The following is a 24,745-nucleotide window of genomic DNA, read 5'->3' as shown; positions in this document are numbered from 1 at the left end:
ATGGATCGAACAGGACTCGTTTCAAAGTTCGCAGAAACGGTGGGCATCGAGAAGGCGTCGGCTATCGTCGACGACGCGATAGCCGACCTCGGTATCAGCGACGAAACGGAGATAGACAACACGGATGCACAGGACATCTGTGATATAATCCAGCACAACCACGAGGGATACGTCGCACTCGTCGCGAGTGAACTCCGCGTACAGCTGGCGGCACAGGAACGATTTGACGCGCTTCTGGGAAACATTCCGAACCCGGCTGTCGTCGTCGGGTTCGAGCAGCGAGAACCGTACGTCAAGTCGATCAACGAAGCGTTTGCGGAGTCGTTTGGCTACGACCAGACGGATGCAGTCGGAGCGAAGCTTCGGACACTCCTTGCGCCACCCGGGTCCGACGCCGAAGGTATCAGGACAGACTGGTGGGAACAGACCGGTCAGTCAGAGCAAGAGGTCAGACGGATGACCGCATCAGGCGAGGTCCGGACCTATTTGTTCCGGAGTACGATTGTCACCCGTGACAGCAGCCAGCTGGAAGGGTTCGGGATATACACCGACATCACAGATCGAAAGCGCCGGGAACAACAGCTGAAACACCAGAACGAGCGGCTCGACGAGTTTGTCAGTATCGTCAGCCACGACCTTCGGAACCCGTTGAACATCGCCTCCGGCCGCACCCACCTCCTGCTTGATGACATTGAGGATGGGGCTGTGCAGGAAGGGCTACAGGAGATCGCTGCAGCACACGACCGGATGGCCCAGATTCTCGATGATACGCTGACGCTCGCGCGGCAGGGGCGAGTCGTCGGAGAGACCGCGAGCGTCTCCATCGAAACCGTCGCCGCCGACGCGTGGCAACAGGTCGAAACCGAGGACGCAACGCTTACCATCGAAACCGAAGCGACCGTCGAGGCGGACGCCGAGCGCCTCCAGCAGCTCTTCGAGAATCTCTACCGGAACGCCATCGAGCACGCGGGCGCTGACTGCTCCGTTGTTGTGTCTGTGCCCGAGAGACACGGGCAGAGTGGGTTCTCCATCGCGGACGATGGTCCCGGTATTCCACCGGACGACCGTGAGCTGGTGTTCGAACACGGTTACTCAACGAACTCGGACGGGACAGGGTTCGGCCTATCAATCGTTCAGAGCATCGCTGAAGCACACGGCTGGTCGGTCACAGTCACAGAGAGTGAGATGGGCGGGACGCGGTTCGATATCCGCTGGTAATCAGGCCAGTTCGTCGTCGATAACGGACCGCAGAGCGGCGATTTCCGCGGCGTCGTACTGCAGTTGCTCGTCGGTGACGGTGATATCGAGGTGGTTCGAGCCGGTGGCCGCACCGAGCTCCGTCACCGGCGCGACGCCATCGAAGGCCTCACGGACTGCTGCCGGGTCGGTCGTCTCGAACACGACGCGGCCGGGCCGCTCGTTGAACAGGAGTCGGTTCTTGGTCCCGCGGTCGACCGTTTCGATTTCGACCGACGCGCCGGCGTCCTCGTGGACCATCTCCGCAAGTGCCACCGCGAGGCCGCCGTGGCTCACGTCGTGGCTCGCCAGTACGTGGTCGGCGTCGGCGACCTCGGCAACGGTCTCGACGACCTCCGTCGTATCGGCGGGGAGGGCGGGGAAGCGGTCGGTTCCGCCGAACTGCGCGGTGTACTCAGAGCCGCCCAGCCGCGGGTCGGTCTCGCCTTCCAGCGCGGTGTCGCCGACGACCACGAGCGTTCCCTCACCGGACAGCGACAGCGGCGGAGCGTCGTAGCCTTCCTTGACCCCGACCAGTGCGAGCGTCGGCGTGGGCGGAATCGGCCCCTCCTGGGAGTCGTTGTACAGCGAGACGTTGCCGCCGACGACCGGCACGTCGAGGTCGCTGCACATGTCGGCCAAGCCATCGACGATGCCTTTGAAGCCGCCGTAAACGTCCGGCTTCTCGGGGTTTCCGCCGTTCAAGCAGTCCACGGCCGCGTGGGGCGTCGCGCCCTTCGCGGCGACGTTGGTGGCGTTCTCCAAGGCGACGGCGCGAGCGCCCTCGTAGGGGGCCGCGTCGGTCCAGTTGGGGTCCGCGCCGGCCGAGAAAGCGAGGCCGGTGCCGGCTTCGCGGATGGCGAGCAGGGCGGCGTCGTCCCCCGGCAGGACGCTCGTGCGGACCTGCACCTCGTGGTCGTACTGGCGGTACACCCACCGCTTCGAGGCGCAGTTCGGACTGGCGACGATGCGCTCGAAGGCTTCCTCCAGTGACACGGTCGGCAGGTTCCGTTCCTGTTTCGGTGGCGCGTCGCTCGGCAGGTCGTTCATCGGCGCACCGTCCCCGAGGAACGCGGCGTCCACGTCGACGACCGTCTCGCCCTCGAAGGTACAGACGTAGTTCGTACCCGGCTCGGTGAGTTCGCCGATGACCGAACAGCCGAGGTCGAACCGCTCGGCGAGTTCGGCCACGCGGTCGACGTTCTCCGGCGCGACCTCGTAGACCATCCGCTCCTGGCTCTCGGCGAGCAGGTACTCCATGGCGTTCATGTTTGGCTCGCGCTCGTGGACGCGGTCGAGTTCGATGCGCGCGCCGAGGCCGCCCTTGGCGACGAGTTCCGAAGACGCCCCACCGAGGCCAGCGGCCCCGAGGTCGCGGGCCGACTCGACGAGGCCCTCGTCCAGCAGCGCCTCGTTGCACTCGATGAGCAGTTTCTCCGAGTACGGGTCGCCGACCTGCACAGCCGGCCGGTCCTCCGTTTCGGCGTCCTCGGCGAGGTCCTCGCTGGCGAATGACGCGCCGCCGAGGCCGTCCCGGCCCGTCGCGTTGCCGACGAGGACGAGCTTGTTGCCCGGCTCCTGTGCCTCGGCGGTGATGGTCCGCTCGGGTTCCAGCAGGCCGATACAGGAAACGTTCACGAGCGGGTTCCCCTCGTAGTCGTCGTGGAAGGCGACGCTGCCGGTGACGGTCGGGACGCCGATACAGTTCCCGTAGTGGGAGATACCCTCGACGACGCCCTCGAAGAGATAGCGGGAGTGCTCTCGGTCGAAGTCGCCGAAGTACAGGCAGTCGGCCAGCGCGATGGGATACGCGCCCATCGACAGTGTATCGCGGACGATACCGCCAACGCCCGTCGCCGCCCCGTCGAAGGGGTCGACGTAGGACGGGTGGTTGTGGGACTCGACGCCCATCGTGATGTACATCTCCTCGCCGTCACCGTGGGACGGCAGGGAGACGACGGCTGCGTCGTCGCCGGGGCCGATGACGACCTGCTCGCCCTCGGAGTCGAACGCCGACAGCAGGGGGCGAGAGGAGCGATACGCGCAGTGTTCGCTCCAGAGGTTCTCGAAGAGAGCGGCCTCCGCCCGTGTCGGCTCCCGACCGATCTCCTCGACCACGAGTTCGTGGTCCGCGTCGGACAGGCTCATTACCTCGTCGTGGCCGCCCACAAGATAAGTCCCTTTCCATGCACCCGCGCCGGCAGCACACGAACGTACAACAGCGTCGGGAGCACACGTCCCACGCGAGGTGAGTGACCTGTTCAACGACCCGCAGCCAATAGCTGAAACGCATGTCTGACTACGAACTTCCACTGCCCTCGACTATGGTTTTCAGGAAGTGAAGATGAAGACGTAGCGCAGTCATAATGAGGTCCTATGCCGGTATTCTGCAGGAACCACACGGAACTCCTTTTTCAAATCAGATAACTGGCCCTCGCAGTATATATGGCCGCTAGACGTACCCCGGTACAGGATGGGGTCTGCGGATAGCGACTGGCTGACGCTGGAGGGGAGTTCCTTCTCTGTCCGGTCGTTCTCCAGCGTGTGGGCGGTGGCGCTGGCGACCTACGGCGTCGGCGACGTGGTTACTACCATCGCCATCGTCTATTTCGTCCCGACGTTCACCGAGGCGAATCCCGCGATTCGGTGGGCGATCCAGTCGTTCGGCGGCGGTGGCTTCCTCGGACTCAAACTGCTTGTTATCTACTGTTGTCTCGGCTTGAGCATCTGGGGCGGCGTGCTGGAGGAAGACCCACTGCTCTACTACGGCCCGCCGGTGCTCCTGACAGTGCTTGGCCTCGTCGTGACCGGCTTCAATCTCACGCTCCTGTTTTCTTGAAAACTCCCACAGGCGCACCCCTTCGAAGTAGCGACGCTAGCAAGTGAGACGTCCCAGCGGGACCGGGCTACGCAACCGTCGTGTTGCTGGTGGGTGTCCCGTTCGACTCGTCGGTAGCCGGTGTCGGGGTTTCAGTCAGGAGCGCACTCGGTGGCGGCGAGCCACTGCCGCCGCTCTCGGTCGGCGTAGAGTCGGTTCCGGCCGGTGTCTCTGCCGAGGGTGACTCTGTCGGAGTAGGCGGCGTCTCAACGGCGGGCTGGTTGGGAGCCGGGTCGTTAGTGTCGGTGAGACCGAGAGTTCCGACACCAGCGCCGATGGCGGCGAGTAAAACGAGAAGGACGAGTCCCAGAAGCCGCTTGTTGTAGGTCCCGTCCGCATCTCGGACGATGCCGCTACTCATGTCAGTTTCGCCCCCGGCTGGCTTTGGCATCGCGGTGGAAGTGCAATACTATCATTTTTTGGCACGCTGTTACCCTTTTCGTAGAGAGACCCCTCCACGGTCCCACCAGGCCACCGATATCTCACCCCAGTCGACTCGGCTTACGATATGTCCCCCAGCAGACCGTATAATGGTTTCCATGTTTTCAGCCGTCACAAAAGGTTGGTTCTCCCCGCAGTATTCTGCCAGTGTGGTTGCCCGGACCGACTGCCAGCGGGTATGCTTCACGAGGTCACTGAGCACGCTACGCTGCGGGCTGTCGGCTGTCAGAACGGGACGCTCTCGTCGGACGCTTCGCCTTCATCGTCGGCTTGGAGTTCACCGGTGTGTCGGTACCGTGTCTCGAGTTGCTGGAGTTTGTCGTTGATACTCGTACTCTGGTGGTGATCCGGGCTTACGCGAACGCGGACAAGATCGTACTCGTGGCGGTCCGAGAGCCCATTCCAGGCGCGGAACGCGCCGACAGTCAGCGTGTCGCTCTGGGGGCAGAACTCGGTCGTCGGCGTGAACTCCGCTCTGAGAACACTGCCGCCGTCGGGTTCACGGCCGTAGCGGAAGCCCGCGTCCGGGTGCCGATGGTCGAGGTTCAGCCGTGCGAGGTTGTACCCGAAGGTCATGTCGTACACGCCACGCTCGTCGAACAGGTCCATCGTGAGGCGGTGGAAGGCAGCGTGGTCGGCACCGGTCAGTACCGCTGTCTCAGACAGAAACGGGCCGGGGTCGGGGTTGTGTTCGAGAACGAAGGTTCCGTAGCTGTCAAACCCGACGTCTGAGCCGCCGCGGAGGCCGGAGAGAAGGCTCATAGTAGAGTGAACGGGTGGCACACATCAGGGCCTACTCCCGAACGTGTTCGGGGCAACCCCCTCCCCGACTCCCGGCGAACACGCAGGTGATGCCAGCAACCACACTCGACCTGCGTGAGACGCCGCCGCCCGAGCGACACTCGAAGATACACGACTCCTTTGAGGCGCTGTCGTCCGGGGAGACGCTTCGGATCATCAACGACCACGAACCGAAGCCACTGTTCTACGAAATGCAAGCCGAGGTCGAGGCGTTCGACGCGGCGAACTACCAGTGTGAGCAGGACGGTCCAGAAAAGTACGTCGCGGACCTCCCGAAACAATGAGCGAATCTACTGCCGCAAAAACGGAGCGAGCAACGCTCGACGGCGGTGAAGACGGCCGGACGAGGTTGTTTGACGGGGAGCCGAAGACGGTCCAGTTGACGCTTGGTGCGGGCGAGTCGATTCCGGCGCACAAGCATCCCGGTCGGGACATCGTGTTCGTCCTCCGTTCAGGCGCTGTGGACCTGACGCTCGGTGACGAGACGCTGTCACTCTCTCCCGGTGATGTCGTCCGGTTTGACGGGGATCAGGACATCTCCCCCACCGCAGCGGCGGACAGCGAGGCACTGCTCGTTCTGGCGGCGTCGTCGGAGTAGGCGCATACTGGTCGGCTGTCTCTTCGTTCGGACATCGTATTCTGCGGACGCACTAGTCGCCAGGGGAGTACGACCGCTCGCCTCACTCGAACAGGGAAATCGCCGTTTCGATCCGCTCGTCGTCCGCGTTCTTTGCCGCGTCCTGAAGACTTGCACGGGGGACAGCGAGCAGTCGCTCGACGAGCCGCTCGCTCAGTTGTTCCACCGCCAGCCGCTGGGCAGCCGTCAGGTCACCGTCCTGCTGGAGCTGTGACAGCGTCTGTTCGAGTTGCTCCTGCTGAATCTTCGCACCGCGGCTGTTGATACGAGCGACCGCTTCGTCAACATCGACAGGTGACTCCGTGTTCCGACTCATCTGCGCCAGATGACCGTCACTGTCGTGTCCTCGGTCTCAACACTTTCGAAGTCGTATCCTCTGTCTTCGAGTTTCGGATAGAGGTGCTGTGGGGCACGGTCGTTGAACTGGACGAGCACGGTATCGTCGTCAAGATCCGCAAGCAACTCCAGCGTTTGCTTGAGCGGCTTTGGCGGCCCCAGCGACTGCACATTGAGGCACTCCGTCGGTGCGTGATCGGGCGCATCGGTTTCCGAAACCAGGGCCGCGGTTTGGGCTGTTGGCTGGTGGTTCGGCGTCATGTGTTCTCGTTCGGTTGTAAGCGGGCCGACCCTTTTCCCGAACATATTCGGCCACACTGCCAGCAGGGACAGAACCGTATCAGACGATAATGAGCGGAATACCTGCCGACGTGGACGCAGACGCCGCACCGCCGATGACGGTTCCGCTGCGTCATTTCGTCGTCGCGCTGGCGTTTCTCGTCGCCGGTGTCACGGTCGGCGTCGTCGAGGGTCGGGCCGCCCACCTCGCACAGGTCCACCTGCTGCTTGCGGGATGGGTCTGTCTCACCATCATGGGCGCACTGACGCAGTTCGTCCCGGTCTGGTGTGGCATCGAACTTCATTCGCATCGCCTTGCCGCTGTGCAGTTACCACTCGCAGCGGTCGGGTTCGTAGGGCTGGCAGCTGGCTTCCTAACGGGGACTCCCGAGCTATTGCCAGTTGCTGGCGCAATCGCGCTGGTCGGAGTCTGGACCCTCTGTTACAACGTCGGGCGGACGCTACTCACTGCGGAGCCCGACGTCACGGCGATTCACTTCGGCTGGGCACTGGTGTTTTTCGCCCTCGTGACGGCTGCGGGGTTGGTGCTGGCGCTGGACCACGCCGCCGGCGTCCTCCCGCTTTTGGGAATCGGCCGGCAGGGGCTCTTGCTGGCCCACGGAACGCTCGCCGTGTTCGGCGCGGTCCTGACTACTGTCGCGGGCGCGCTGGCCCAGCTCGCCCCGATGTTCACCCAGGCCGACACCGGCCGCATTGACACGGCGGTCCAGCGGGTCGAGACCGCTTGTTATCCGGTCGGCGTCCTTGTCTTGGCTGGCGGTCGCCTGGTCGGCTCGCTCGTTCTGGCCCGGCTTGGTGCAGTACTGGTCGCTGCTGGGCTCGGCGTGGTGGCAGTGCTTCTGGCGCGACAGCTTATCGGTGCGCGAGTCGAGTGGTCACCGATGCTGACCCGCTACAGCGTCGCAGCGTTGTCGCTGTTTCTCTGGGCAGGCCTGACGGCGGTCGCGTGGTGGACCGACCCGCTGGCGTACACCGGGCTGCTCGGTCAGCCGTCGACAGTATTGCTCGTCGGCGGCGTCGGCTTTGTCGTCTTCGGGACGCTGTATCACGTCGTCCCGTTCATCATCTGGGTCCATCGGTACAGCGACCGTCTCGGTTTCGAGGACGTGCCGATGGTCGATGACCTGTACGACCACCGTATCGCGGCGGTCGATGGCGTTGCACTGACTATCGCATACGCCCTTCTCGTGAGTCAGCAGTGGCTTGAGACACCGAACGGCACGGCACTGGCAGTCGGGCTACTCGCGTTTTTCGGGACCGTCCTGTTCGCGGGTAACCTCGTCGCCGTCTTCGTCGAGCATAGCCCACAATCGCTGCCGACACTCCTGACCGGCCGTGAACGCACGCCCGCCGAGGACTCGTGACTCAGGTCGTCGTGGTCGGTTGATCGGTGTACAGCGAGTACGTCAGAATAAAGAATCCAGCAGCGGTGAACAGTTCTTCGACAGTGACGCTCTGTGCCACCGGCAGCCCGACGAGCTGGTGGAGGCTCCCGCCGAGTATTGCGCCCAGCGTGACGAACCCGATGCCGAAACAGAGCGCCCGCATCGCCGGTGCCTGAGTGCGACGGTATGCGCGGTAGGTCAACGTCGTCAGTACCACACCACAGAACAGTGTGACTGTCTTCATTCCGATTAACAACACTGCGTTCGCTCCGAGCATGCTCCTGATTGACACGTCCGTACAGATATACCGTCCGTAGCGTTTCCAGTCGGTGGGAATCCCACCGTCACGACGCGAAACGGACCAGCGGCCCGTTCCGACGAGATCGAGGCGGAAGAAGCGAATCTGTTACCGGGTGGGCGCTCTCCGTGCTCGCTACCGCACGTACAGCGAGTACAGGATGATGCCCAGACCGATGGCTGTTAGCGAACTCGACGTGAAGACGCTTACCGGAAGCAGTTCTTGGCCGAGATACCTGCCGATGGCGATGTCGAGCACGCCGCCGGCAAACGCACCGAGCGTCACCACGCCGAACCCGTATGTGAGCCACTTGTGCTGGGGGCTTTTCGTCCGGCTGTACGCCTGATACGAGTAGTACGTTATCAGTCCACCAAGAATGAGGATCAGTGTCTTCGAGACGACGATGCCGACCTGTGAACTTGGGATGTGTACCATGGTTATGTCTCCTTTCGCACCTCAGACCAGAGGTTTTCGAGCCGTTGGTCCGGCGTCCGAGCGCGATGTGAGATGTCGACGGTGAGCGACAGTTCCTCGTCGAGGCTGATGACGACCTCCTCGAAGTCAATCGCGTACCGACTGGCGTGTTGACCGTCCGACCTGACTTCCACACCCTCGTACAGCAACGAGGACTCCGTCAGTAGCTCCAGCTTTCGGTAGGTCGTCGATAGCGGTACGCCGCTCCGGTCGGATATCTCGCTCGCCGTCAACGGTTCCTCCAGAACGCTGACAATGGCGCGGCAGTCCTCGTCGTCGAGTGCGTCGAGGACCGCCTGTAACTCCGGCGTCTCCTCGTCAGCGAAGGGGTCCCGGACCATCCTTGCCCGACACTGCCCGCCCAAGACGTTTAATGTAACCGACTTAGAACCGCCTACCGCCCGACAGAGTCGACGTTTCCGTAACACAGCACGCAATATATGGGGAACTTATCTGTAATCGTGCAGTCGTTCCCAATTACTGAGAACGCTTCTGTTGGCCTGAGAACTCGCTTTGGGGGTTTATACTGTGGTGTCTTACCCCCAATTGCTTATGGAAGACCAGATCGGCGCACCCGGATCGGGCATCTCCCGTCGCGACTTCGTGAAAGCCTCCGGCCTCGGCGGCACGGTCGCGCTTGCGGGCTGTACCGCTCCGGGTGAGGTTCCAACTGAAGAGTCAGTCGACACCACCACTACCCCAGCACAATCCGACAGCGACCTCCCGACCACGTCGCCGCCGGAAATCGTCAACGTCGACGAACAGGGTGGCGAAGTGACGCTGTCCTCCGTTCCGGCCAAACACGAAGCCCATCCCGGTGAGTCGATGGGCGGCCCGGTCGAACTGCCGAAGGTGTGGGCGTTCAAAGCTGACGATGGCGAACCGAGCGTCCCGGGGCCGATTCTCCGGACGACGGAGGGCGAGGACATGGAGGTCACCTTCGACAACACGGACGGCATGCGCCCGCACACAGTCCACTTCCACGCCGTCCAGAAGCAGTGGGAAGACGACGGCGTCCCGACGACGACGGGTATTCGTATCGACCCTGGCGAGAAGCACACCTACACCATCCCCGCGAACGTGCCGGGCACGCATCTCTATCACTGCCACTACCAGACCCATCGCCACATCGACATGGGGATGTACGGCATCTTCCGCGTCGATCCGAAGGGGTACGAGCCGGCCGACAAGGAGTACTTCATGACCCTGAAGGAGTGGGACTCCCGGCTGAACCGACAGATGGCAGGCATGGACGCTAGCTACGATGTTCGCAACCGCCGCCCCGACACGTTCACCGTCAACGGTAAGTCGGCGCCCCGGACGCTTCACCCGGAGGACGGCTCGCCGATCATCGTCGAGCAGGGCGATACGGTGCGCATCCACATATGTAACAACGGGTACATGGACCACCCGATGCACATCCACAACCACCGCTTCCAGGTGACCCACAAGGACGGCGGAAAGATTCCGGAAGCCGCCCGCCACGACCAAGATATCACCAGTATCCCGCCCGCCGGTCGGCACACGATTGAGTTCGAAGCCGACGCCGATCCCGGCATCTACCTCGCGCACTGTCACAAGGTCAGCCACGCGATGAACGGGACCTCGTACCCCGGTGGGATGATCACCGGTGTTGTCTACAAAGAAGCGATGGACACCGACATCTTCAAACAGCTGATGGACTACGCCGGCTACGACGCATAACGCAACGCTCGGCGCATCGACTCGCTTTTCGAGGCACTCTCGGGAGAGAGGTCATAAATTAGCTGATGCTATATCGAATCCGGCTGTCGTCCGGCAGCCGAGTCGCTGGCCACTGGCCGCGACCACAGAATGAGGCACCACGCCGCAGAGAAGAAGCCGATGGCGGATTCAGTCCGGCGATCGCTACCGCGTTACCGGACGATGACGCTGCCTTTCATGCCGAGCGCCTTGTGGGGCGTGCAGTAGTAGTTGTACACGCCGGTCTCCTCGAAGGTGTATTCGAACTTCACGCCTGTCCCGCTTTCCGACGAACCGGAGTTGAAGGTCTCGTCCTCGGCCACGACGTTGTGTGCGGCCCCCTTGCCCGTCCACTCCCACTGTACCGTCGTGCCGGTCGATATCTCGACTGCCGCCGGAGCATAAGCGAAGTTCCCGTTGTTCCCCGATGCCCCGACCTCCACCGTGACGGTGTCCTGTCCGGTCGCGTCGGTCACACTGCCGTCGAAGTTGCTCGTGTCGCTGAGATACGACGACACCGAGGACGGCACGTCCCCACCACCGGACTGTGCGGCGGTTGTCGCTTCCTCCGTCGGGGTCGGGGTGGCCGTCGCCCCGCCGGCGTCCGCTTCGGTCTCGCCGCTCGGCGACTGCTCCGCCGAACTCGATGTCGTCCCGGGCGCAGTACACCCCGCGACGGATGCCCCCGCAACTACTGTGCCGATACTCGCGATGAACCGACGTCTGTCAATGTCTCCTGTATCAGTCATAGTTATCGAATTGCGTTCCGCCCGACGCGTCACGCGACCATACCGGTCACGAGTAAGTGAATATGTTCGGGGGAATAATAGCGGCGTGCGTTCCCAAAACCTGATAACCGGCTGCACTACTGAAACACGCTTGCGGACCTACTCTTCAACAGGGATGCGTACGCGTTCGGTAGTTACAAACTCCTGTATGCATCACGTGTCTACACACGAACCGTGTCGTGACCGACCGGTCCGGCCGTGACACCACACTATCTATGCAAACGAAAACAAGGCTTCTCGTCGGGGGCGTGGTAATCCCGGTGCTGTTCGGAGCGATGGCCGTCACCACGATGGGCGGTGCGGCCGAGTTTACGACACCGACCAAGATAACGAACACCGGCGAATACGACGGCGACAGAGTGAACCTCGAAGGCATCGCCATCGACATCGAGCAGACGAACGAGCGGCTCTCGTTTGCGGTCACCGACGGGAACGCGTCGGTGCCCGTCGTCTACGAGGGGCCGATGCCGGAGACGATGTCCGCCGGACGAACGGTCGTCGCCAAGGGGTACTACAACGGGAGCGCGGTCGAGGCGGAGTCGCTGTCCATCCGCGCACACGAGGGCGAGCACCCGTCGGGTCACAACAACTCCACGCAGTACGGGTCGATGAACGGCACCCACGCGAACGTCACGGGCTACGACAAGGGGGCCTACGGCAACGCGTCGGACGGAACGAACAGCGAACGAGTGGCCGCGCCACGCCGGGAATAACACCGTCTGACCTATGAGTGAGACACCTTCGGTCTTCCAGGGCCGGTCTCGTCGTGCGCTGACGGTCTTCGCCAGCGGCGTCTCGGTTGTGGGGACCTCCTTCGCGCTGTATGGCACCACGCGGGAGTTCGTCATAATCGCGGCCAGCCGAACCGCGCTGGACGTCCTTCCGAGTTCGGTGGTCGCCTCCATCATCTGGAACTTCGGCGACCTGTCGTTCTCGCTTGCCCTCCTCGTGTTCGGCATCGCGCTGGCCGGCGTCACCGGCGCGGTCAGCTACGCCGGCTTCCGGGCGGGCGAGCGCCTCGTCGGCGAAGCCCCGAACGTCGGCGGGATGGCCCTCTCGCTGGCCGTCGTCTGGGCGCTCGTCGCCGCGACCGTCTGGTCACCGCTGGCCGCCGTGGTGCCCGCCGCCGCTGGGACAATCGGGACCGGGCTGGTGATTGCGCGCTCGACCGACGACGCCGACCAGCTATCGACCCCTGACGACAGGCGGGCGTTCGTCAAGACCCTCGCCGGTCTCGGTGCCTACAACGTCGTCGCACACGCCGTCGGCTTCGTCCAGGGCAGCGGGTCCCGGACGGACGAACTGTCGACGCCGCCGTCCGAGAGCGAGGCGTCCGACCTGGTCCAGCAGCGTCTCGACGCGGCGGCTGACCGTTCGCTCAACGTCGACGGGATGGTGGGGCTGGTCGACACGACGGACTCGTTTTTCACCGTCGACATCAACCCCCGCCCGCCGACCGTCGAGGCAGAGAACTGGGCGCTCTCGGTCACCGGCAACGTCGAAACCGAGCGGGAGTTCACCTACGAGGAACTCCGACAGCGCGAGACGGTACATCGGTTCAAGACGCTACGCTGTCTGGGCGACCCGGTCGACGGCGAGCAGATAGGGACCGCCCTCTGGACGGGGTGTTCGCTGCTGGACCTCCTAGACGAGGCCGGCGCGAACGGGAGCCACGTCGTCCTCCGGGCGACCGACGACTACTACTACTCGGTGCCGATGTCGATGCTCTCGGAGGCGATGCTGGCCTACGGGATGAACGAGCAGCAACTCCCGCGCGAGCACGGCTACCCCGTCCGCGCGCTGATTCCGAACCGGTGGGGGAAGCTCAACGTGAAGTGGCTCGACGAAATCGAGGTCGTCGACCAGTCGGAGAGCGGCTACTGGGAGGAGCGGGGCTGGAACGGCATGGGGACGGTCAACACGGTCGTCAAGTTCGGCGCAAGCAACCGCCTCTCGGACGGACGGGTCCAGCTCGGCGGCCACGCTTACGCCGGGACCGACGGGATACAGGAGGTTCGCGTCTCGCTCGACGGCGGCGAGACGTGGGACACGGCGACGCTGTCGGACCCGCTGCCCGACCCCGACACCTGGCGACAGTGGAAGTACGAGTGGCAGCCCGACAGCACGAGCTACACCGTCGTGGCGAAAGCGGTCGACGGGACCGGAACGGAGCAGACGCGCGTGCGTTCGAGCCCGTTCCCGGACGGCGCGACCGGCTGGAGCCGGCTCGACCTCAGCGTGCAGCTGTGAGACGGGGTTACTGGTCGACGAGGTCCGAGACCTGTTCTTCGAGCGCCGTAATCCGGTTCCGGAGGTAGCCGACGTACATGATGAGCGCTAGGAAGACAGCGCTGTACCCGACGAGGAGGAGGGGTTCCACGTTCACTCACCCCCCTTCCCCATCGCGTGGTCGTCGAGCGACCGGTCGCGGCGTGCGTAGTCGACGCGGCGCTTGAGTTCCCGTAGCTGTACGCGCGAGCCGACGAGATAGAGGTAGACCAGCAGGAGCGCCGCGATAGAGAGCAACAGCGCCGGGACGGTAATCGTCGCCTGCGTGTCCGGGTTCCCCGCCGTCGGCCGGTGGAACGTGGGGGTCCAGAGCCGCGTGGACAGGTACGAGAGCGGCACGGTCACGAACCCGATGATGCCGTATACCGACGTGATGCGTTTGAGTGAGGCGGAGTCCCCGCCGGCGGAGTAGATGAGCAGGTAGCCCGCGTAGATGAACCAGATAATGAGGAACGTGACCAGACGGATGTCGGTCCACTCCCACCAGCTGTTCCAGATGACGCGCCCCCACACGCTCCCGGTCACCAGCGTCAGCGTGACCATGAGGAACCCGACCTCGCCCGACGAGTGGGCGAGGAACTCCCAGAACGGCGTCTCGGTCGCCAGATAGAGGGCACAGCCGAGAAACGTCACGGTGAGCGCGACCGCCGCGGCCGTCGCCAGACCGATGTGCCAGTACGCGATGAGGTTAATCTTGTGGCTCACGCCGTACATCGAATCCGACGCCATACCGAAGACGCTTCCCAGCGACGCGACTCCGGCTAGAAGGGTCAAGTACTTGATAACGTTGGACCGCAACAGCGCGCGGAGGGACGGAATACCGCGGGTTTCGAGCCGTGCCAATACGCTCATACGCTCAGTTCTTCAGGCCAACTTAAAAACTGTTGTGCGGATTCCCACGGACTCGTAGGCCGATAATCGATAGACTGCGACCGGCTGTGTCGACGGATTCCCTGTATATTTACCGCTCCGTTTTAAGAAGGAGCCGGAACATGTGCGAATATGTCGCGACAGCCGTTGGCTCGCGCCGTCTTCGTCGTTGGCATGTCGCTGCTGTTGATCGGCGGACCGATCGTAAGCACCGTTGGTGCTGTGGATGGGGGGCCGTCGGGCGAGGCAGTGGGCGACACGCTTGACGAGACAGCGCAACAAACCGCACAGACGAGTAATCAGAGTAGCAACGAGACATCCGATTTACCCGTCGAGCCGCCGACCAGTCAGCCGCTGCCGTCCTACGAGGAGGTCCGGCAGCCAAACGACACGGAGGCGAAAATCGAGCTCGGCAAGAAACTGTTCTTCGACCCCCGCCTGTCCGACACGGGGTCTATCTCCTGTAACACCTGCCACAACGTGATGGAAGGTGGTGACGGCAGCCGGACCGTCGGCCGCGGCGTCCACGGCCAGACCGGGCCGCGGAACTCGCCGACGGTGTGGAACGCCGTGTTCATGAGTACCCAGTTCTGGGACGGCCGTGCCGACACGCTCGAACAACAGGCGAAAGGGCCCATCACCGCGGGCGTCGAGATGGGGATGCCGACCTCGGAAGCGGCGATGGAGAAGATACGTAGCAACGAGGGCTACGTCGAGATGTACGAGGAGGTCTACGGCGGCGAGAACCCGGTCACGCTCAACAACACCGTCGACGCGATCGCAGCCTACGAGCGGACGCTCATCACCCCGAACAGCTCGTACGACCGGTACGTCAGAGGGGACGAGGACGCCCTGACCGAACGACAACTCAACGGGATGGAGACGTTCAAGGAACTGGGCTGTCAGGGCTGTCACTCCGGTCCCGCGTTCAACGGCCCGCAGTGGCAGATGGAGAACGGGAACGGGTACTACCAGAAACTGGGCGTCTACCAGGGGTCGAACCCGCAGTGTGACCAGTACATCGACCGGTACAACCTGTACGCCGACTCCGGGCGCGCCGGCGTGACCGGTGATAGCAGTGACGAACACAAATTCAAGGTTCCGACGCTCCGGAACGTTGAACATACAGCGCCGTACTTCCATAACGGTCAGGTTCGGACGCTGGAGAACGCGACGAAAGTGATGGCTTCCTGTCAGGTGGGGCAGAACATTTCCGACCAGCAGGCCGAAAACGTCACCGCGTTCATGACCAGTCTCACCGGGCAGTACCCCGAACAGCAGATGCCGCGCATCCCGTCCCGGAGCGGCGGCGAGCCGATGCTCCCTGAAGACGCAGGTGACGCATCTGCTCCGGAGACCGACGACGCCGCCTCTGTCGGGACGCCTGCAGAGACGGCTGCGTCACAGCAGACGGCTGCCCCACAGCAAGCCGGGGTCCGCGGTGGCGGTGACGGAGGCTCCCCGACTAGTACTGCTGCGTTCATGATGGCCGCTGCGCTGATCATCGCGCTAATCGCTGTAGCCTACGCACAGCGCAAGTAAGCGGAATCGACAGCCTTTCTGGCACTACATCTTTTATTCCAGTCAGCAAATGAATGCTCGTAAAACGCTCACCGTCGCGTTCTTTCTAGTGGTCCTTGGGGTGGGCCACTACTCAATGAACGCCGCACCGGTGGTCCGTGACGACGCGCACACGTATCAGGGAGGTCTAGAGTGGGAAACTGAGCCCAGCACTGCGTTCGACGCGGCCCAGTCACAGGACAAGCCGGTTCTGGTCTACTACTGGGCGACGTGGTGCACGTACTGCGAGCGGTATGACAAGAACCACTATCGAAACGAAACCGTTCGCGCTGTGCTAGATGAGTACGTCTTGCTCGCGGTAAACATCGATGAACCTGGGAACGGGACGGGGCTGGTTCGCCAGCATCAGGCGACGTATCCACCACAGCATCGGATCATGACACCCGAAGGCGAAACTGTCGAGAGCGTTGAGGGGTATATCGGGCGGGACGAACTACTCGCAATACTTGAAGAGAGGTCCGAGGAGGCAACATGACAGCGGTCGTGTTCGGTCTTGCCGTTGGTACCTGGCTGCTGGCAATCGGCCTGTTCGGGAGCGTACTCGCCACAGTATTGCTCGGCTACGAGTACGCGACCGGCGACCAGTCGTTCCTTCGGGTCAGCAAAGGCGCTGCAGGAGTTGCGACGGGGTCATTCGTCATTGCACTGCTGTACCTGACCTTGCAGTTTCTCAGTGGGGATTACACCAACGCGTATGTCTGGGACAACACTGCAAACTATCTCCCGACGCTGTACAAAGTCACGGGCGTCTACGCGTCCAACGCGGGGTCGGTGCTCCTGTGGGCGATGCTTACGGCCGTTGTCGTCACAGCGACTCTGCTTCTGGATCGGTATAGTGCGCGTGGCGCGCGTCTCCCCCAATCCCTCGGAATGGGGGTTGTCACCGTCTTCGCCTGGATGCTCGTCACTGACAGTCCGTTTACCCCCCTGTCGACAAGGTATCCCGCCGTCGCAGCGAACGGGATTCCACGGGATGGCAGCGGTCTGAATCCGTTGCTGGTTGACCCGTTCATGGCGATCCACCCGCCGATCACGTTCTCGGCGTACGCACTGTTAGTGGTGCCCTTCACTGTTGGCGTGACACACTTCGTTGCCAGGCTCCGGGGGACCGAGAGCGTGCTCGACGACTGGCTGGACGGCATGACACGTTGGCTCCGGGCGTCGTGGCTTCTGTTGACCGCCGCAATAACGCTCGGCGGGCTCTGGGCGTACCGGGTGCTCGGCTGGGGTGGTTTCTGGTCGTGGGATCCGGTCGAAACGTCCGTGCTCATTCCGTGGCTCGGCCTGACTGCCGTGTTACACACGCTTAATCAGTACCGACGCTCGGGCCGGTACGCGGTGCTCGCGCCCGCTGCCACGGCCGCGTTGTTCCCGCTGGTTATCTACGCGACGACTGTGGTCCGGAGCGGCGTCTTCCGGAGCGTCCACTCGTTCGCCGGTGGGGGCATCGGAAGCGGCGTCTTGTTCCTTCTCGGAGGGACGAGCACCTTGGCAGTCGGCCCCGCGTTCGTCCACTGGTTCAGGACTGAACAGGGAGACACAGATGAGGCGGGGCTGCTCGACCGGGCGACGATTTACCACGCTGCTGTGCTCGGGTTCATCATGCTTGCGTTCGTCTCGCTCTGGGGCCTCACGTTTCCCGTGGTGCGCAGCCTCGCTTCGGGCGTCGAGGTCAGTGTTGACGCGCGGTACTACAACCTCTGGAGCTTCCCGGTCGTCGTCGCGATGTTGCTTGCTGGCGGGATGTACGCACAGCAAGAGCGCTTCAGCACGCGAGTGACAGTCGGAACGGCCGCCGCAGTGCTCATTGCCGCCCTCGTTGTTGGTGTCGGGCTGGCACGACCGGAATGGCAGTTGGCGTCGACTGAACCGTTCGACCCGGCGTATTACCGCGCTATTGGGAGTCTCAGTGTAGTGACCGTGCTCCCGCCGGCAGTGTACTTCGCAGGCGCATGGGTCGTCCGCTACACGGGACGCCTCCGTCGGCTAACCGGACGGCGCGCGAAGCTGAACGAGACTGGCATTGCGCTCATCCACGTCGGCGCGGCGCTACTCGTCGTCTCTGTCTCGTTCGTCTACGTCTTCTCGACGACGGCGTCCGTCGGTATCGCCGGCGCGACCGAACTGGACGATACCGGGGAGCGAATCGTCCGCGACGTCGAGGGGTCGCCGTACACGGTCGAGGTAACCAATTACTCGCCGGAGCACACGCCGACGATAACCGACGCAGCGATGACGCCGGCCGAGATTGGCTCGGTCTCCCCCTCGACGTCAGTATTGCTCGTGAAAGGGGAGGTGACAGCGGTCCAGCGCTTCGAGAACACCACCATCGCACAGCTCAACGACTCGCGCGTGTGGGTCGGTGCCGACAGTGGGGCGGTGCAGTTCGAAGAGGGATCGGTAATCGTCGCCCGTGGGTCCCTCTCTGATCCCCGCTCAGAGAATATCGACGCGCTCGTCTACACTACCGGCGAGAACGTCGGACCCATATCGGCCCCACCGACGGACGCGTACACGCCACGGGTCGTTGATCATCAGTACGATGTCCAGCTGTATCGGGGCGATACGCTGGTCGCCGACGGCACCGTCGCCGAGCAGTCTTATCGCGGGCGCGACATGCAGACCAACGACCCGCTCATCGAGCGCGGGCTTGCTGGCGACACGTACGTCGTCGCGACCCGCACTGCCGGCGGACTCTCGATTGAAATCAGCCGCTACCCGCTGGCCAACCAGATATGGTTCGGCGTCGCGGTGATGCTCGTCGGGATGGCGCTGGTCTTCCTGTTCGACCCGGCCTCGGGTGCCGTCGGTGCCCGCGAGTGACGGGGTCAGGCTTCGATGACGAACTCGAAGCTCACCCACCCGGTGACGAGCACGGCCCCGTCGTAGACGAGGAGGATTCGGAACCACTCCGACAGCCAGAACGGCCCCCTGGAGAGGCTCGTGAGTTCGATTCCAGCGAGGATGACCGGCACCACAAGCGGGACGAGTAACACCGGGAGCAGCGACTCGTTGACCTGTGAGTTCAGCGTCAGCGCGGTCAGTAACACGCCGGCGGCGCTGAATCCGACTGCCGCGAGCGGGAACACGAGCGCCAACTGGACGAGCAGGGCGGGCTCGAACGGCGTCCCCAGAAACACCGTCACCGCGACGAGGGTCACCCACCCGATAGCCGTCACGAACACCGCCGAGCTACAGACCTTCCCGAGGTAGATCGCGGACCGGTCGACGGGGGCGAGCATCAGCCCCTCGATTGCGGCGTTGTCGTCCTCGACGGCGATGCCCCGGGAGAGCGCGAGCGTCGTGGCGAACACGAGCGCTATCCAGAGCCCACCGCGGGCGATGACCGCCGGCTCGTCGACCCGGCGGACGAACACGAACGAGAAGATGACGACTATCAGCAGCGCCAGCACCGCCGCGCCGTTGGCCCGCCGCTTCCCGCGGGCTTCGAGCAACAGGTCCTTCGCCGCGATAGCCCGAACTGCGCGCAGATACCGTCGAATCATGGTTGTCGAGGTGTGTCCACGTACTGTTGTCTGATCGCGTCCGGCCCGGGACAGTCGGCCGTGTCAATATCACGGACGAGCTGTCCTCCCTTGAGTGTGAGCACCCGGTCGGCGTGAGTGAACCCGTGGTCGACATCGTGTGTCGCGAAGACGATTGTCGTCTCCTCCAGATTGCGTAGCTGGTCCGTCACTCGTAGGAGAGACTCTTGATCAAGTCCAGTGAACGGCTCGTCTAGCAACAACAGCAAAGGGTCATGCAGCGTCGCCCGCGCGAGTGCGAGCCGCTTTGCCATCCCGTGGGAGAACTCGCTTACGGGGTCGCTGGCTCTGTCCGCGAGCCCGACGGCGTCGAGCTGGGTCTCACACCGGCTCCGGTCCACCCCGTGTAGCCTGGCGTGCAGGCGGAGGTTCTCCCGGGCAGTCAGTTGCTCGTAGTGGTACGTCTCGTGTGCCACGAAGCCGATTTCCCCACGCTGTGTCGGTCGGTCGCGGGAGAACTCGGTTCCCTCAAGCGAAATCGTCCCCTCGCTCGGTCGCGTCAGCGTCGCCAGGAGCCTGAGTAGCGTGGTCTTGCCCGACCCGTTGTGACCGAACAACAGCACCGACTCGCCGCGACCCACCTCGATATCGATCCCCTCAACACCGACCTTCGGCCCGAAATACTTCGAGACTGTAGACAGCGAGAGGACGGCCATCACCGGAGGGACGGACAGCAGATGTTTTTACCTTTTGTAATCCAAATACGGGTATGGCAGCGGTCTCACTCCTGGCGTCGTTTGCCGCCGGTGCCATGACCGTTCTCACGCCGTGTTGTCTCCCGGTGCTCCCGCCGCTCCTGTCGGGGAGCGTGGGTCACCGGCTGAAACCGCTCGCGATTGTCGGCGGGAGCGTCGTCTCCTTTACCCTCGTCGGCCTGGTCACCGGCTACCTGGGGACGCTCACCTCCGACTCGCTGCGGGCCCCCGCGTTCCTCGTCATCATCGCCTTCGGCGCGGTCATGGCCGACGACGACCTCCACGAGGCGTACGCGGCGACGGCGTCGAAGGTCTCGGGACGGGTCGACGGGCTCGGCATCCTCTCCAGTTCGGCCCACCCTATCGCCGCCGGGTTCGCGCTCGGGCTCGTCATCGGCATCCTCTGGCTCCCGTGTGTCGGCCCGGTCCTCGGCGCTGTGCTGGCGTACGCGGGTACGACGGGCGACATCTCACAGAGCGGACTCCTGCTGTTTAGCTACGGCGTCGGGTTCGGGCTCCCGATGCTCGGTGTCGCCTACGGGAGCAAGGTCGCCGGCGGGCAGGTCAGGGAGGTACTCCCGGGTGCCGAGCGGACGGAATCGGTCCGCCGGCTCGCCGGGTACCTCCTGCTCGTCAGCGGCGTCGCGTTGCTGTTTCAACTGGACCGCGTGCTCCTCTCGACGCTCTGATTAGCCGGTCATCGCGGCGACGCGGAGCATCAGGAACAGCATCGTGACCTGCAGCGCCCCCTGGACGGTAAGCAGTGTCGCGGTCCGGACGCCGAGGGAGACGACCCGTTCCGGGTCGGGGTCCGCACTGCGGAGTTCGCGGTAGGTGAGTACGTCCGCCGGCAACACGCCGAGCAGTGCGATACCGGCGATAGCGACCGCAACGCCGAACACGGCGCGCACGAGCGTCGTCATCGGCCACACGATACCGTACGCGAGCGCCATCGTGACGCCGGCGGCCAGCGTCACGACCGTCAGCGTCGGCAGCAGGACCAGCGTCGTCGGTGCGAGCCGCGCCACTATCGGGTAGGCCGCCGCCGTATCACGTTCGCGCAACAGCGGTGCCAGGACGAACCCGTACGCGAGGACGAGCGCCGTCCACGCGGTCCCGACCCAGACGTGGATGGTCCGTACTGCCCCGATGGGACCGGTCAGGGCCGCGTACCCGAATCCGGCGGCGACACAGGCCGCCAGTCCGCCGCCGACGCCCAACGCCGCAGTCGGCCCGTGTCGGTCCGGCATCGGTCTGTAGTACGTCCGGCCGATGAAAAACGAGTCGGTCGACGCGTTCGGGGCCTCGACCCGCCAGCGTCCCGCCAACATCTGGCGGTCTGCCGGGATTGCACAACGCTCATAGGTTCGGTGGAAAAACATCCGGACAAGGCTCTCAAACCGTGCCTCGAAACCAGACGCGCCGGCGGACGCTCGCGTTGCTCGGCTCCGCGCTCTCGGTTCCGGTCGCCGGCTGCTCGGGCGGCCTGTTCGGCAGCGAGACGGACACCGCGCCCGACACCCCGACACCGACCCCCGAGCCGACAGTCCAGCGCGTACCGGCAGCGTACCGGCTCCGGCGCTGGCTCCCCCCGCTGTGGACGCTCCCGTACTCGAACCCCGCGCAGGTGGGCTACCAGACCGTGAACGTCTCCGACCTGCGGTTCGCTCGGCTCGACGCGTCGGCCGGGAACGAACTCATCGCCGACGCGGCCAGCGACGCCCGAACGGAAGACAGCATCCCGCTGGCGATGACATACCGCACCGAGGCGCTCGAAGTCGTCGTCATCGCCCGCGGACCGACGGAGGCCCTGCTCGACTCGTTCGAAGCCCGGGGCATGACCGAGGGGTCGTCGGACGCCGGCTACCGGGTGTACTACCAGACCGACGAGGAGGGCGAGCGACGGCTCACCTACATCGGCGGCAACGAGTGGAGCGTCTACGTCCGGTTCAGCGGCGACCGGGACGAGGACCTCACCGCGGCGCTGCTTGAGGCCAGGACCGGCGAGGGCCAGTCGTGGGCGAGTGCCAGCCCCGAGACCCGGCCCCTGTTTTACGACGCGTACGTCGCCGCCGACGCCCAGGGTGTGCTGTTCCCGTCGCCGACCCCCGGCAGTTTCGAGGGCGTTGACGGCGACCTCCACGGGGCGCTGGCGAGTACGGTCTTTCCGGGCAGCGACGAGCAGTCCTACGACACCGCGCGGATGCAGGTCACGCTGGCGTTCGCCCCCAACGCGCCCGCCCGGCGCTCGGCCGTCGAGGCCGTCTATCGCGGGGCCGCGGAGTCCGCCGAGCGGGAGACGTTCCGCCTGTCGTACTGGCCGGTCTTCGACGACCCGACCGTCGAGCAGGTCGGCGAGAGTGCGATACGCGTCCGGCAGGACGTCGACACGGAGACGCTCCGGGACGCATAGGGCTCCGAGTGAGGGCGGGTAGTTCCCAGTAGCTGAGAACACGCCAGTCCCGTTTTTCTTGGGGAGACTAACAGGGGGGTATGGAAGAGTTCGACCACGAGGTGGACGCCCCGCGGGGCGCAACGAGCCGCGAGTGGGAGGTGTTCGTCCGCGAGGACACGGCGGACCCGCTGGCCCACGTCGGAAGCGTCAGCGCACCGTCCGCCGACATCGCCAGGGAGCAGGCCGCGTCGCTGTTTGGCCGGACCGCCGTCACGCTGTGGCTGTGTCCCGCCGACGAGACCCGCCGCTACCAGACCGACGACGCGGCCCTCGGGTCGGGGGCGACGGGGGAAGATGCCACGATGAGCATCGACGAGATGGAGTCGGAGACACTCCGGGGTGAGAACCGATGATTTCGGTCTCGAAACTGCTCTGTGACCTCGATGCCGAGGGCGATGGCCTCCGGTACGACGCGGCCGACGAGTCGACCAAGCGCCAGATACGCGACCGGAAACAGCGCCGCCCCGTCGTCGTCTGGAACGTTACGAAGCAGTGTAATCTCTACTGCGACCACTGCTACGCCGCCGCCGACACCGACATCGCCGACGGCGAGCTCTCGACGGCCGAGGGGAAGGCGCTGCTGGAGGACCTGGCCGACTACGGCGCGCCGGTGGTGCTGTTTTCCGGCGGCGAACCGCTCGTCCGCAATGACCTCGAAGAACTGGTCGCCTACGCGAACGAGGTCGGTGTCCGCCCGGTGCTCTCGACCAACGGGACGCTCATCACCGAGGAGCGCGCCGAGTCGCTCAAGAATGCTGGGCTGAAATACGCCGGCGTCTCCGTCGACGGCCTGCCGGAGCGAAACGACGACTTCCGCGGGGTCGACGGCGCGTTCGAGGGCGCGGTCCAGGGCATCGAGAACTGCCTCGACGCGGGCCTGAAGACCGGCCTCCGGTACACCATCACCGAGCGCAACGCCGCCGACCTGGAGGGCGTCGTGGACCTGCTGACCGACGTGGGGGTCGACCGCTTCTGTTTCTACCATCTGGACTACGGCGGGCGCGGGACCGAAATCGTTGACGCTGACCTCACACCTGAGGACCGCCGGCAGGCGGTCAAGCGGGTCTGTGACATGACTCGGAAGTACCACGACCGCGGCGAGGAAATCGAGACACTACTGGTCGGGAACTACGCCGACGCGGCCTACCTCGTCGAGTACGCCCGCGAGCACATGAGCGACGCGCAGGCCCAGCGAGTGTACGAGTACCTGCGGGTCAACGGCGGAGACCCGACCGGCGAACGCGTTGCCGACGTGGACTATCAGGGCAACGTCCACCTCACACAGTTCTGGCAGGGGTACTCGCTGGGGAACGTCCGCGACCGCTCGTTCGGCGACATCTGGGAGGACGAGTCGAATCCGCTGCTTCGGGCGCTCCGGAACCGCGAGGACCACCTCAGCGGGAAGTGTGCCGACTGCCGCTACGCTGGGGTCTGCCGCGGCGCGTCGCGCCTGCGTGCGCTCACCGTCGAGGACGACCTGTTCGCCCCGGACCCGCAGTGCTATCTGGAGGACGCCGAGGTTCACGGGCCGCTGCCGTTCGACACCGGCGGGAACTCGGTCGCTGGCGGGAGTTCGGCAGACTGACCCGCTCGTGTTTAGTCGAGAAACTGCAAGTACTACTGACCAGCCCCGCGTTCAGTCCCGCCCTGTCGGCTGACCGAGCGGCTACGCCGGAACGGGAGGGGTGTCGGCAGCGCTACACGCCCGCTGCTCGGGCGACCTGCGGTCTCCCGGTGGCCGGGGTTTCTGGCTCTCAGCACCACGCTTCGCAGTAACCGCTGCCACCGACCCGGACAGCCCTACTTTAATCCCCGCCAAACCAAGGGGGACGACTCATTCCTGCGTGCCGGTAACTATCACATGCGACCGTCGATTGACGGTCGTGTCGTCGGGAAACACACGCTCAGTCTCGTGGGACAGATGGGCGTTCCTTCGGGCATTCGGCCGCCCTGGACACGGCGGCCGGTTTGTTCTCTGTGAGCACTGGGGCGGACCGGGGCGTTTTTGCCCTGC

The 24,745-nt window shown here is 64.3% G+C and carries 28 protein-coding genes; 15 read left to right on the top strand and 13 right to left on the bottom strand.

Features of this window, described 5'->3' with window-relative positions:
* Entirely contained in the window at positions 1-1,218 is a 1,218-nt protein-coding gene (locus BVU17_09575) for a two-component sensor histidine kinase (GenBank protein ID AUG47750.1), read from the top strand.
* Here the strand turns inward: BVU17_09575 and BVU17_09570 are convergent, their stop codons facing one another.
* The gene (locus BVU17_09570) at positions 1,219-3,384 is read right to left on the bottom strand and encodes a phosphoribosylformylglycinamidine synthase II (protein ID AUG47749.1); all 2,166 of its coding nucleotides are present in this window, start codon (positions 3,382-3,384) and stop codon (positions 1,219-1,221) included.
* Between the two features lie 325 nt (positions 3,385-3,709).
* Here BVU17_09570 and BVU17_09565 point away from each other — a divergent pair, with 325 nt between their 5' ends.
* A complete protein-coding gene (locus BVU17_09565; GenBank protein AUG47748.1) occupies positions 3,710-4,075 on the top strand; it encodes a hypothetical protein in 366 nt (121 codons plus the stop codon).
* Positions 4,076-4,142: 67 nt separating this feature from the next.
* Here BVU17_09565 and BVU17_09560 read toward each other — a convergent pair whose 3' ends face one another.
* Positions 4,143-4,475, bottom strand: coding sequence for a hypothetical protein (locus BVU17_09560; protein AUG48888.1), 333 nt, complete (start codon positions 4,473-4,475; stop codon positions 4,143-4,145).
* A 305-nt stretch (positions 4,476-4,780) separates the two neighbouring features.
* Entirely contained in the window at positions 4,781-5,317 is a 537-nt protein-coding gene (locus BVU17_09555) for a hypothetical protein (GenBank protein ID AUG47747.1), read from the bottom strand.
* Positions 5,318-5,406: 89 nt separating this feature from the next.
* On the opposite strand from BVU17_09555, the gene BVU17_09550 reads away from it, so the two are divergent.
* Together BVU17_09550 and BVU17_09545 are read left to right on the top strand one after the other, a co-directional pair.
* Positions 5,407-5,640: a hypothetical protein gene (locus BVU17_09550; GenBank protein AUG47746.1), complete on the top strand. Its 234-nt coding sequence runs from the start codon at positions 5,407-5,409 to the stop codon at positions 5,638-5,640.
* Positions 5,637-5,954, top strand: coding sequence for a cupin (locus BVU17_09545; protein ID AUG47745.1), 318 nt, complete (start codon positions 5,637-5,639; stop codon positions 5,952-5,954). The genes BVU17_09550 and BVU17_09545 overlap by 4 nt, the downstream gene beginning before the upstream one ends.
* A gap of 82 nt (positions 5,955-6,036) precedes the next feature.
* On the opposite strand, the gene BVU17_09540 is transcribed toward BVU17_09545, so the two are convergent.
* Both BVU17_09540 and BVU17_09535 read right to left on the bottom strand, forming a co-directional pair.
* Positions 6,037-6,309 (bottom strand): glutamyl-tRNA reductase, encoded by a 273-nt coding sequence (locus BVU17_09540; GenBank protein ID AUG47744.1) that lies wholly within the window; start codon positions 6,307-6,309, stop codon positions 6,037-6,039.
* On the bottom strand, positions 6,306-6,590 hold the full coding sequence (locus BVU17_09535) for a hypothetical protein (protein AUG48887.1): 285 nt from the start codon (positions 6,588-6,590) through the stop codon (positions 6,306-6,308). Before BVU17_09535 ends, BVU17_09540 begins: the two co-directional genes overlap by 4 nt.
* An 89-nt stretch (positions 6,591-6,679) precedes the next feature.
* Here BVU17_09535 and BVU17_09530 point away from each other — a divergent pair, with 89 nt between their 5' ends.
* Complete coding sequence (locus BVU17_09530; protein ID AUG47743.1) at positions 6,680-7,993, top strand: hypothetical protein; 1,314 nt, start codon at positions 6,680-6,682, stop codon at positions 7,991-7,993.
* A gap of 1 nt (position 7,994) precedes the next feature.
* Here the strand turns inward: BVU17_09530 and BVU17_09525 are convergent, their stop codons facing one another.
* The 3 genes from BVU17_09525 to BVU17_09515 form a co-directional block, all read right to left on the bottom strand.
* Positions 7,995-8,291, bottom strand: a complete 297-nt coding sequence (locus tag BVU17_09525; GenBank protein ID AUG47742.1) for a hypothetical protein — start codon at positions 8,289-8,291, stop codon at positions 7,995-7,997.
* A gap of 156 nt (positions 8,292-8,447) precedes the next feature.
* Positions 8,448-8,747 (bottom strand): hypothetical protein, encoded by a 300-nt coding sequence (locus BVU17_09520; protein ID AUG47741.1) that lies wholly within the window; start codon positions 8,745-8,747, stop codon positions 8,448-8,450.
* 2 nt (positions 8,748-8,749) lie between these two features.
* The gene (locus tag BVU17_09515) at positions 8,750-9,127 is read right to left on the bottom strand and encodes a transcriptional regulator (protein AUG47740.1); all 378 of its coding nucleotides are present in this window, start codon (positions 9,125-9,127) and stop codon (positions 8,750-8,752) included.
* A 211-nt stretch (positions 9,128-9,338) separates the two neighbouring features.
* Between BVU17_09515 and BVU17_09510 the strand changes: the two genes are divergently transcribed.
* A complete protein-coding gene (locus tag BVU17_09510) occupies positions 9,339-10,490 on the top strand; it encodes a hypothetical protein (protein ID AUG47739.1) in 1,152 nt (383 codons plus the stop codon).
* A gap of 191 nt (positions 10,491-10,681) precedes the next feature.
* On the opposite strand, the gene BVU17_09505 is transcribed toward BVU17_09510, so the two are convergent.
* Positions 10,682-11,257 carry a halocyanin gene (locus BVU17_09505; protein ID AUG47738.1) on the bottom strand — a complete coding sequence of 192 codons (576 nt, stop codon included), beginning with the start codon at positions 11,255-11,257 and terminating at the stop codon, positions 10,682-10,684.
* A 254-nt stretch (positions 11,258-11,511) separates the two neighbouring features.
* Between BVU17_09505 and BVU17_09500 the strand changes: the two genes are divergently transcribed.
* Together BVU17_09500 and BVU17_09495 are read left to right on the top strand one after the other, a co-directional pair.
* Positions 11,512-12,009: a cytochrome c biogenesis protein CcmE gene (locus BVU17_09500; protein ID AUG47737.1), complete on the top strand. Its 498-nt coding sequence runs from the start codon at positions 11,512-11,514 to the stop codon at positions 12,007-12,009.
* A gap of 13 nt (positions 12,010-12,022) precedes the next feature.
* Entirely contained in the window at positions 12,023-13,546 is a 1,524-nt protein-coding gene (locus tag BVU17_09495) for a sulfite oxidase (GenBank protein ID AUG47736.1), read from the top strand.
* Positions 13,547-13,678: 132 nt separating this feature from the next.
* Here BVU17_09495 and BVU17_09490 read toward each other — a convergent pair whose 3' ends face one another.
* A complete protein-coding gene (locus tag BVU17_09490) occupies positions 13,679-14,437 on the bottom strand; it encodes an ABC transporter permease (protein AUG47735.1) in 759 nt (252 codons plus the stop codon).
* A 267-nt stretch (positions 14,438-14,704) separates the two neighbouring features.
* Here BVU17_09490 and BVU17_09485 point away from each other — a divergent pair, with 267 nt between their 5' ends.
* The 3 genes from BVU17_09485 to BVU17_09475 are packed head-to-tail and all read left to right on the top strand — an operon-like array spanning position 14,705 to position 18,859.
* Positions 14,705-15,997, top strand: a complete 1,293-nt coding sequence (locus BVU17_09485) for a cytochrome C peroxidase (GenBank protein AUG48886.1) — start codon at positions 14,705-14,707, stop codon at positions 15,995-15,997.
* A gap of 49 nt (positions 15,998-16,046) precedes the next feature.
* The gene (locus BVU17_09480; protein ID AUG47734.1) at positions 16,047-16,511 is read left to right on the top strand and encodes a thioredoxin family protein; all 465 of its coding nucleotides are present in this window, start codon (positions 16,047-16,049) and stop codon (positions 16,509-16,511) included.
* Positions 16,508-18,859, top strand: a complete 2,352-nt coding sequence (locus tag BVU17_09475; protein AUG47733.1) for a cytochrome C biogenesis protein CcmF — start codon at positions 16,508-16,510, stop codon at positions 18,857-18,859. The genes BVU17_09480 and BVU17_09475 overlap by 4 nt, the downstream gene beginning before the upstream one ends.
* Positions 18,860-18,864: 5 nt before the next feature.
* Here the strand turns inward: BVU17_09475 and BVU17_09470 are convergent, their stop codons facing one another.
* Positions 18,865-19,542, bottom strand: coding sequence for a cytochrome C biogenesis protein (locus tag BVU17_09470; protein AUG47732.1), 678 nt, complete (start codon positions 19,540-19,542; stop codon positions 18,865-18,867).
* Positions 19,539-20,237, bottom strand: coding sequence for a heme ABC exporter, ATP-binding protein CcmA (locus BVU17_09465; protein ID AUG47731.1), 699 nt, complete (start codon positions 20,235-20,237; stop codon positions 19,539-19,541). The genes BVU17_09470 and BVU17_09465 overlap by 4 nt, the downstream gene beginning before the upstream one ends.
* Before the next feature lie 53 nt (positions 20,238-20,290).
* Here BVU17_09465 and BVU17_09460 point away from each other — a divergent pair, with 53 nt between their 5' ends.
* Positions 20,291-20,965, top strand: coding sequence for a cytochrome C biogenesis protein CcdA (locus BVU17_09460; protein ID AUG47730.1), 675 nt, complete (start codon positions 20,291-20,293; stop codon positions 20,963-20,965).
* Here the strand turns inward: BVU17_09460 and BVU17_09455 are convergent, their stop codons facing one another.
* Positions 20,966-21,607: a hypothetical protein gene (locus BVU17_09455; protein AUG48885.1), complete on the bottom strand. Its 642-nt coding sequence runs from the start codon at positions 21,605-21,607 to the stop codon at positions 20,966-20,968.
* 71 nt (positions 21,608-21,678) lie between these two features.
* On the opposite strand from BVU17_09455, the gene BVU17_09450 reads away from it, so the two are divergent.
* The 3 genes from BVU17_09450 to BVU17_09440 all read left to right on the top strand — a co-directional run bounded on the left by BVU17_09450 (position 21,679) and on the right by BVU17_09440 (position 24,316).
* The gene (locus BVU17_09450) at positions 21,679-22,689 is read left to right on the top strand and encodes a hypothetical protein (GenBank protein ID AUG47729.1); all 1,011 of its coding nucleotides are present in this window, start codon (positions 21,679-21,681) and stop codon (positions 22,687-22,689) included.
* An 80-nt stretch (positions 22,690-22,769) separates the two neighbouring features.
* A complete protein-coding gene (locus tag BVU17_09445) occupies positions 22,770-23,084 on the top strand; it encodes an rSAM-partnered protein (GenBank protein AUG47728.1) in 315 nt (104 codons plus the stop codon).
* The gene (locus BVU17_09440) at positions 23,081-24,316 is read left to right on the top strand and encodes a radical SAM/SPASM domain-containing protein (protein AUG47727.1); all 1,236 of its coding nucleotides are present in this window, start codon (positions 23,081-23,083) and stop codon (positions 24,314-24,316) included. The genes BVU17_09445 and BVU17_09440 overlap by 4 nt, the downstream gene beginning before the upstream one ends.
* The last annotated feature ends 429 nt before the right edge of the window (positions 24,317-24,745 follow it).

It is taken from the genome of Haloarcula taiwanensis, assembly GCA_002844335.1.
GTDB lineage: Archaea > Halobacteriota > Halobacteria > Halobacteriales > Haloarculaceae > Haloarcula > Haloarcula taiwanensis.
The sequence above is the reverse complement of the archived record's forward strand: the minus strand, read 5'-3'. Positions and strand labels throughout refer to the sequence as shown.

Coding starts and splice junctions, on each gene's coding strand:
- BVU17_09560 (AUG48888.1), bottom strand. CDS start 4,475: ATGAGTAGCGGCATCGTCCGAGATGCGGACGGGACCTACAACAAGCGG.
- BVU17_09445 (AUG47728.1), top strand. CDS start 22,770: ATGGAAGAGTTCGACCACGAGGTGGACGCCCCGCGGGGCGCAACGAGC.
- BVU17_09535 (AUG48887.1), bottom strand. CDS start 6,590: ATGACGCCGAACCACCAGCCAACAGCCCAAACCGCGGCCCTGGTTTCG.
- BVU17_09460 (AUG47730.1), top strand. CDS start 20,291: ATGGCAGCGGTCTCACTCCTGGCGTCGTTTGCCGCCGGTGCCATGACC.
- BVU17_09490 (AUG47735.1), bottom strand. CDS start 14,437: ATGAGCGTATTGGCACGGCTCGAAACCCGCGGTATTCCGTCCCTCCGC.
- BVU17_09515 (AUG47740.1), bottom strand. CDS start 9,127: ATGGTCCGGGACCCCTTCGCTGACGAGGAGACGCCGGAGTTACAGGCG.
- BVU17_09465 (AUG47731.1), bottom strand. CDS start 20,237: ATGGCCGTCCTCTCGCTGTCTACAGTCTCGAAGTATTTCGGGCCGAAG.
- BVU17_09545 (AUG47745.1), top strand. CDS start 5,637: ATGAGCGAATCTACTGCCGCAAAAACGGAGCGAGCAACGCTCGACGGC.
- BVU17_09570 (AUG47749.1), bottom strand. CDS start 3,384: ATGAGCCTGTCCGACGCGGACCACGAACTCGTGGTCGAGGAGATCGGT.
- BVU17_09440 (AUG47727.1), top strand. CDS start 23,081: ATGATTTCGGTCTCGAAACTGCTCTGTGACCTCGATGCCGAGGGCGAT.
- BVU17_09495 (AUG47736.1), top strand. CDS start 12,023: ATGAGTGAGACACCTTCGGTCTTCCAGGGCCGGTCTCGTCGTGCGCTG.
- BVU17_09455 (AUG48885.1), bottom strand. CDS start 21,607: ATGTTGGCGGGACGCTGGCGGGTCGAGGCCCCGAACGCGTCGACCGAC.
- BVU17_09575 (AUG47750.1), top strand. CDS start 1: ATGGATCGAACAGGACTCGTTTCAAAGTTCGCAGAAACGGTGGGCATC.
- BVU17_09480 (AUG47734.1), top strand. CDS start 16,047: ATGAATGCTCGTAAAACGCTCACCGTCGCGTTCTTTCTAGTGGTCCTT.
- BVU17_09555 (AUG47747.1), bottom strand. CDS start 5,317: ATGAGCCTTCTCTCCGGCCTCCGCGGCGGCTCAGACGTCGGGTTTGAC.
- BVU17_09565 (AUG47748.1), top strand. CDS start 3,710: ATGGGGTCTGCGGATAGCGACTGGCTGACGCTGGAGGGGAGTTCCTTC.
- BVU17_09475 (AUG47733.1), top strand. CDS start 16,508: ATGACAGCGGTCGTGTTCGGTCTTGCCGTTGGTACCTGGCTGCTGGCA.
- BVU17_09520 (AUG47741.1), bottom strand. CDS start 8,747: ATGGTACACATCCCAAGTTCACAGGTCGGCATCGTCGTCTCGAAGACA.
- BVU17_09540 (AUG47744.1), bottom strand. CDS start 6,309: ATGAGTCGGAACACGGAGTCACCTGTCGATGTTGACGAAGCGGTCGCT.
- BVU17_09500 (AUG47737.1), top strand. CDS start 11,512: ATGCAAACGAAAACAAGGCTTCTCGTCGGGGGCGTGGTAATCCCGGTG.
- BVU17_09510 (AUG47739.1), top strand. CDS start 9,339: ATGGAAGACCAGATCGGCGCACCCGGATCGGGCATCTCCCGTCGCGAC.
- BVU17_09525 (AUG47742.1), bottom strand. CDS start 8,291: ATGCTCGGAGCGAACGCAGTGTTGTTAATCGGAATGAAGACAGTCACA.
- BVU17_09505 (AUG47738.1), bottom strand. CDS start 11,257: ATGACTGATACAGGAGACATTGACAGACGTCGGTTCATCGCGAGTATC.
- BVU17_09470 (AUG47732.1), bottom strand. CDS start 19,542: ATGATTCGACGGTATCTGCGCGCAGTTCGGGCTATCGCGGCGAAGGAC.
- BVU17_09530 (AUG47743.1), top strand. CDS start 6,680: ATGAGCGGAATACCTGCCGACGTGGACGCAGACGCCGCACCGCCGATG.
- BVU17_09550 (AUG47746.1), top strand. CDS start 5,407: ATGCCAGCAACCACACTCGACCTGCGTGAGACGCCGCCGCCCGAGCGA.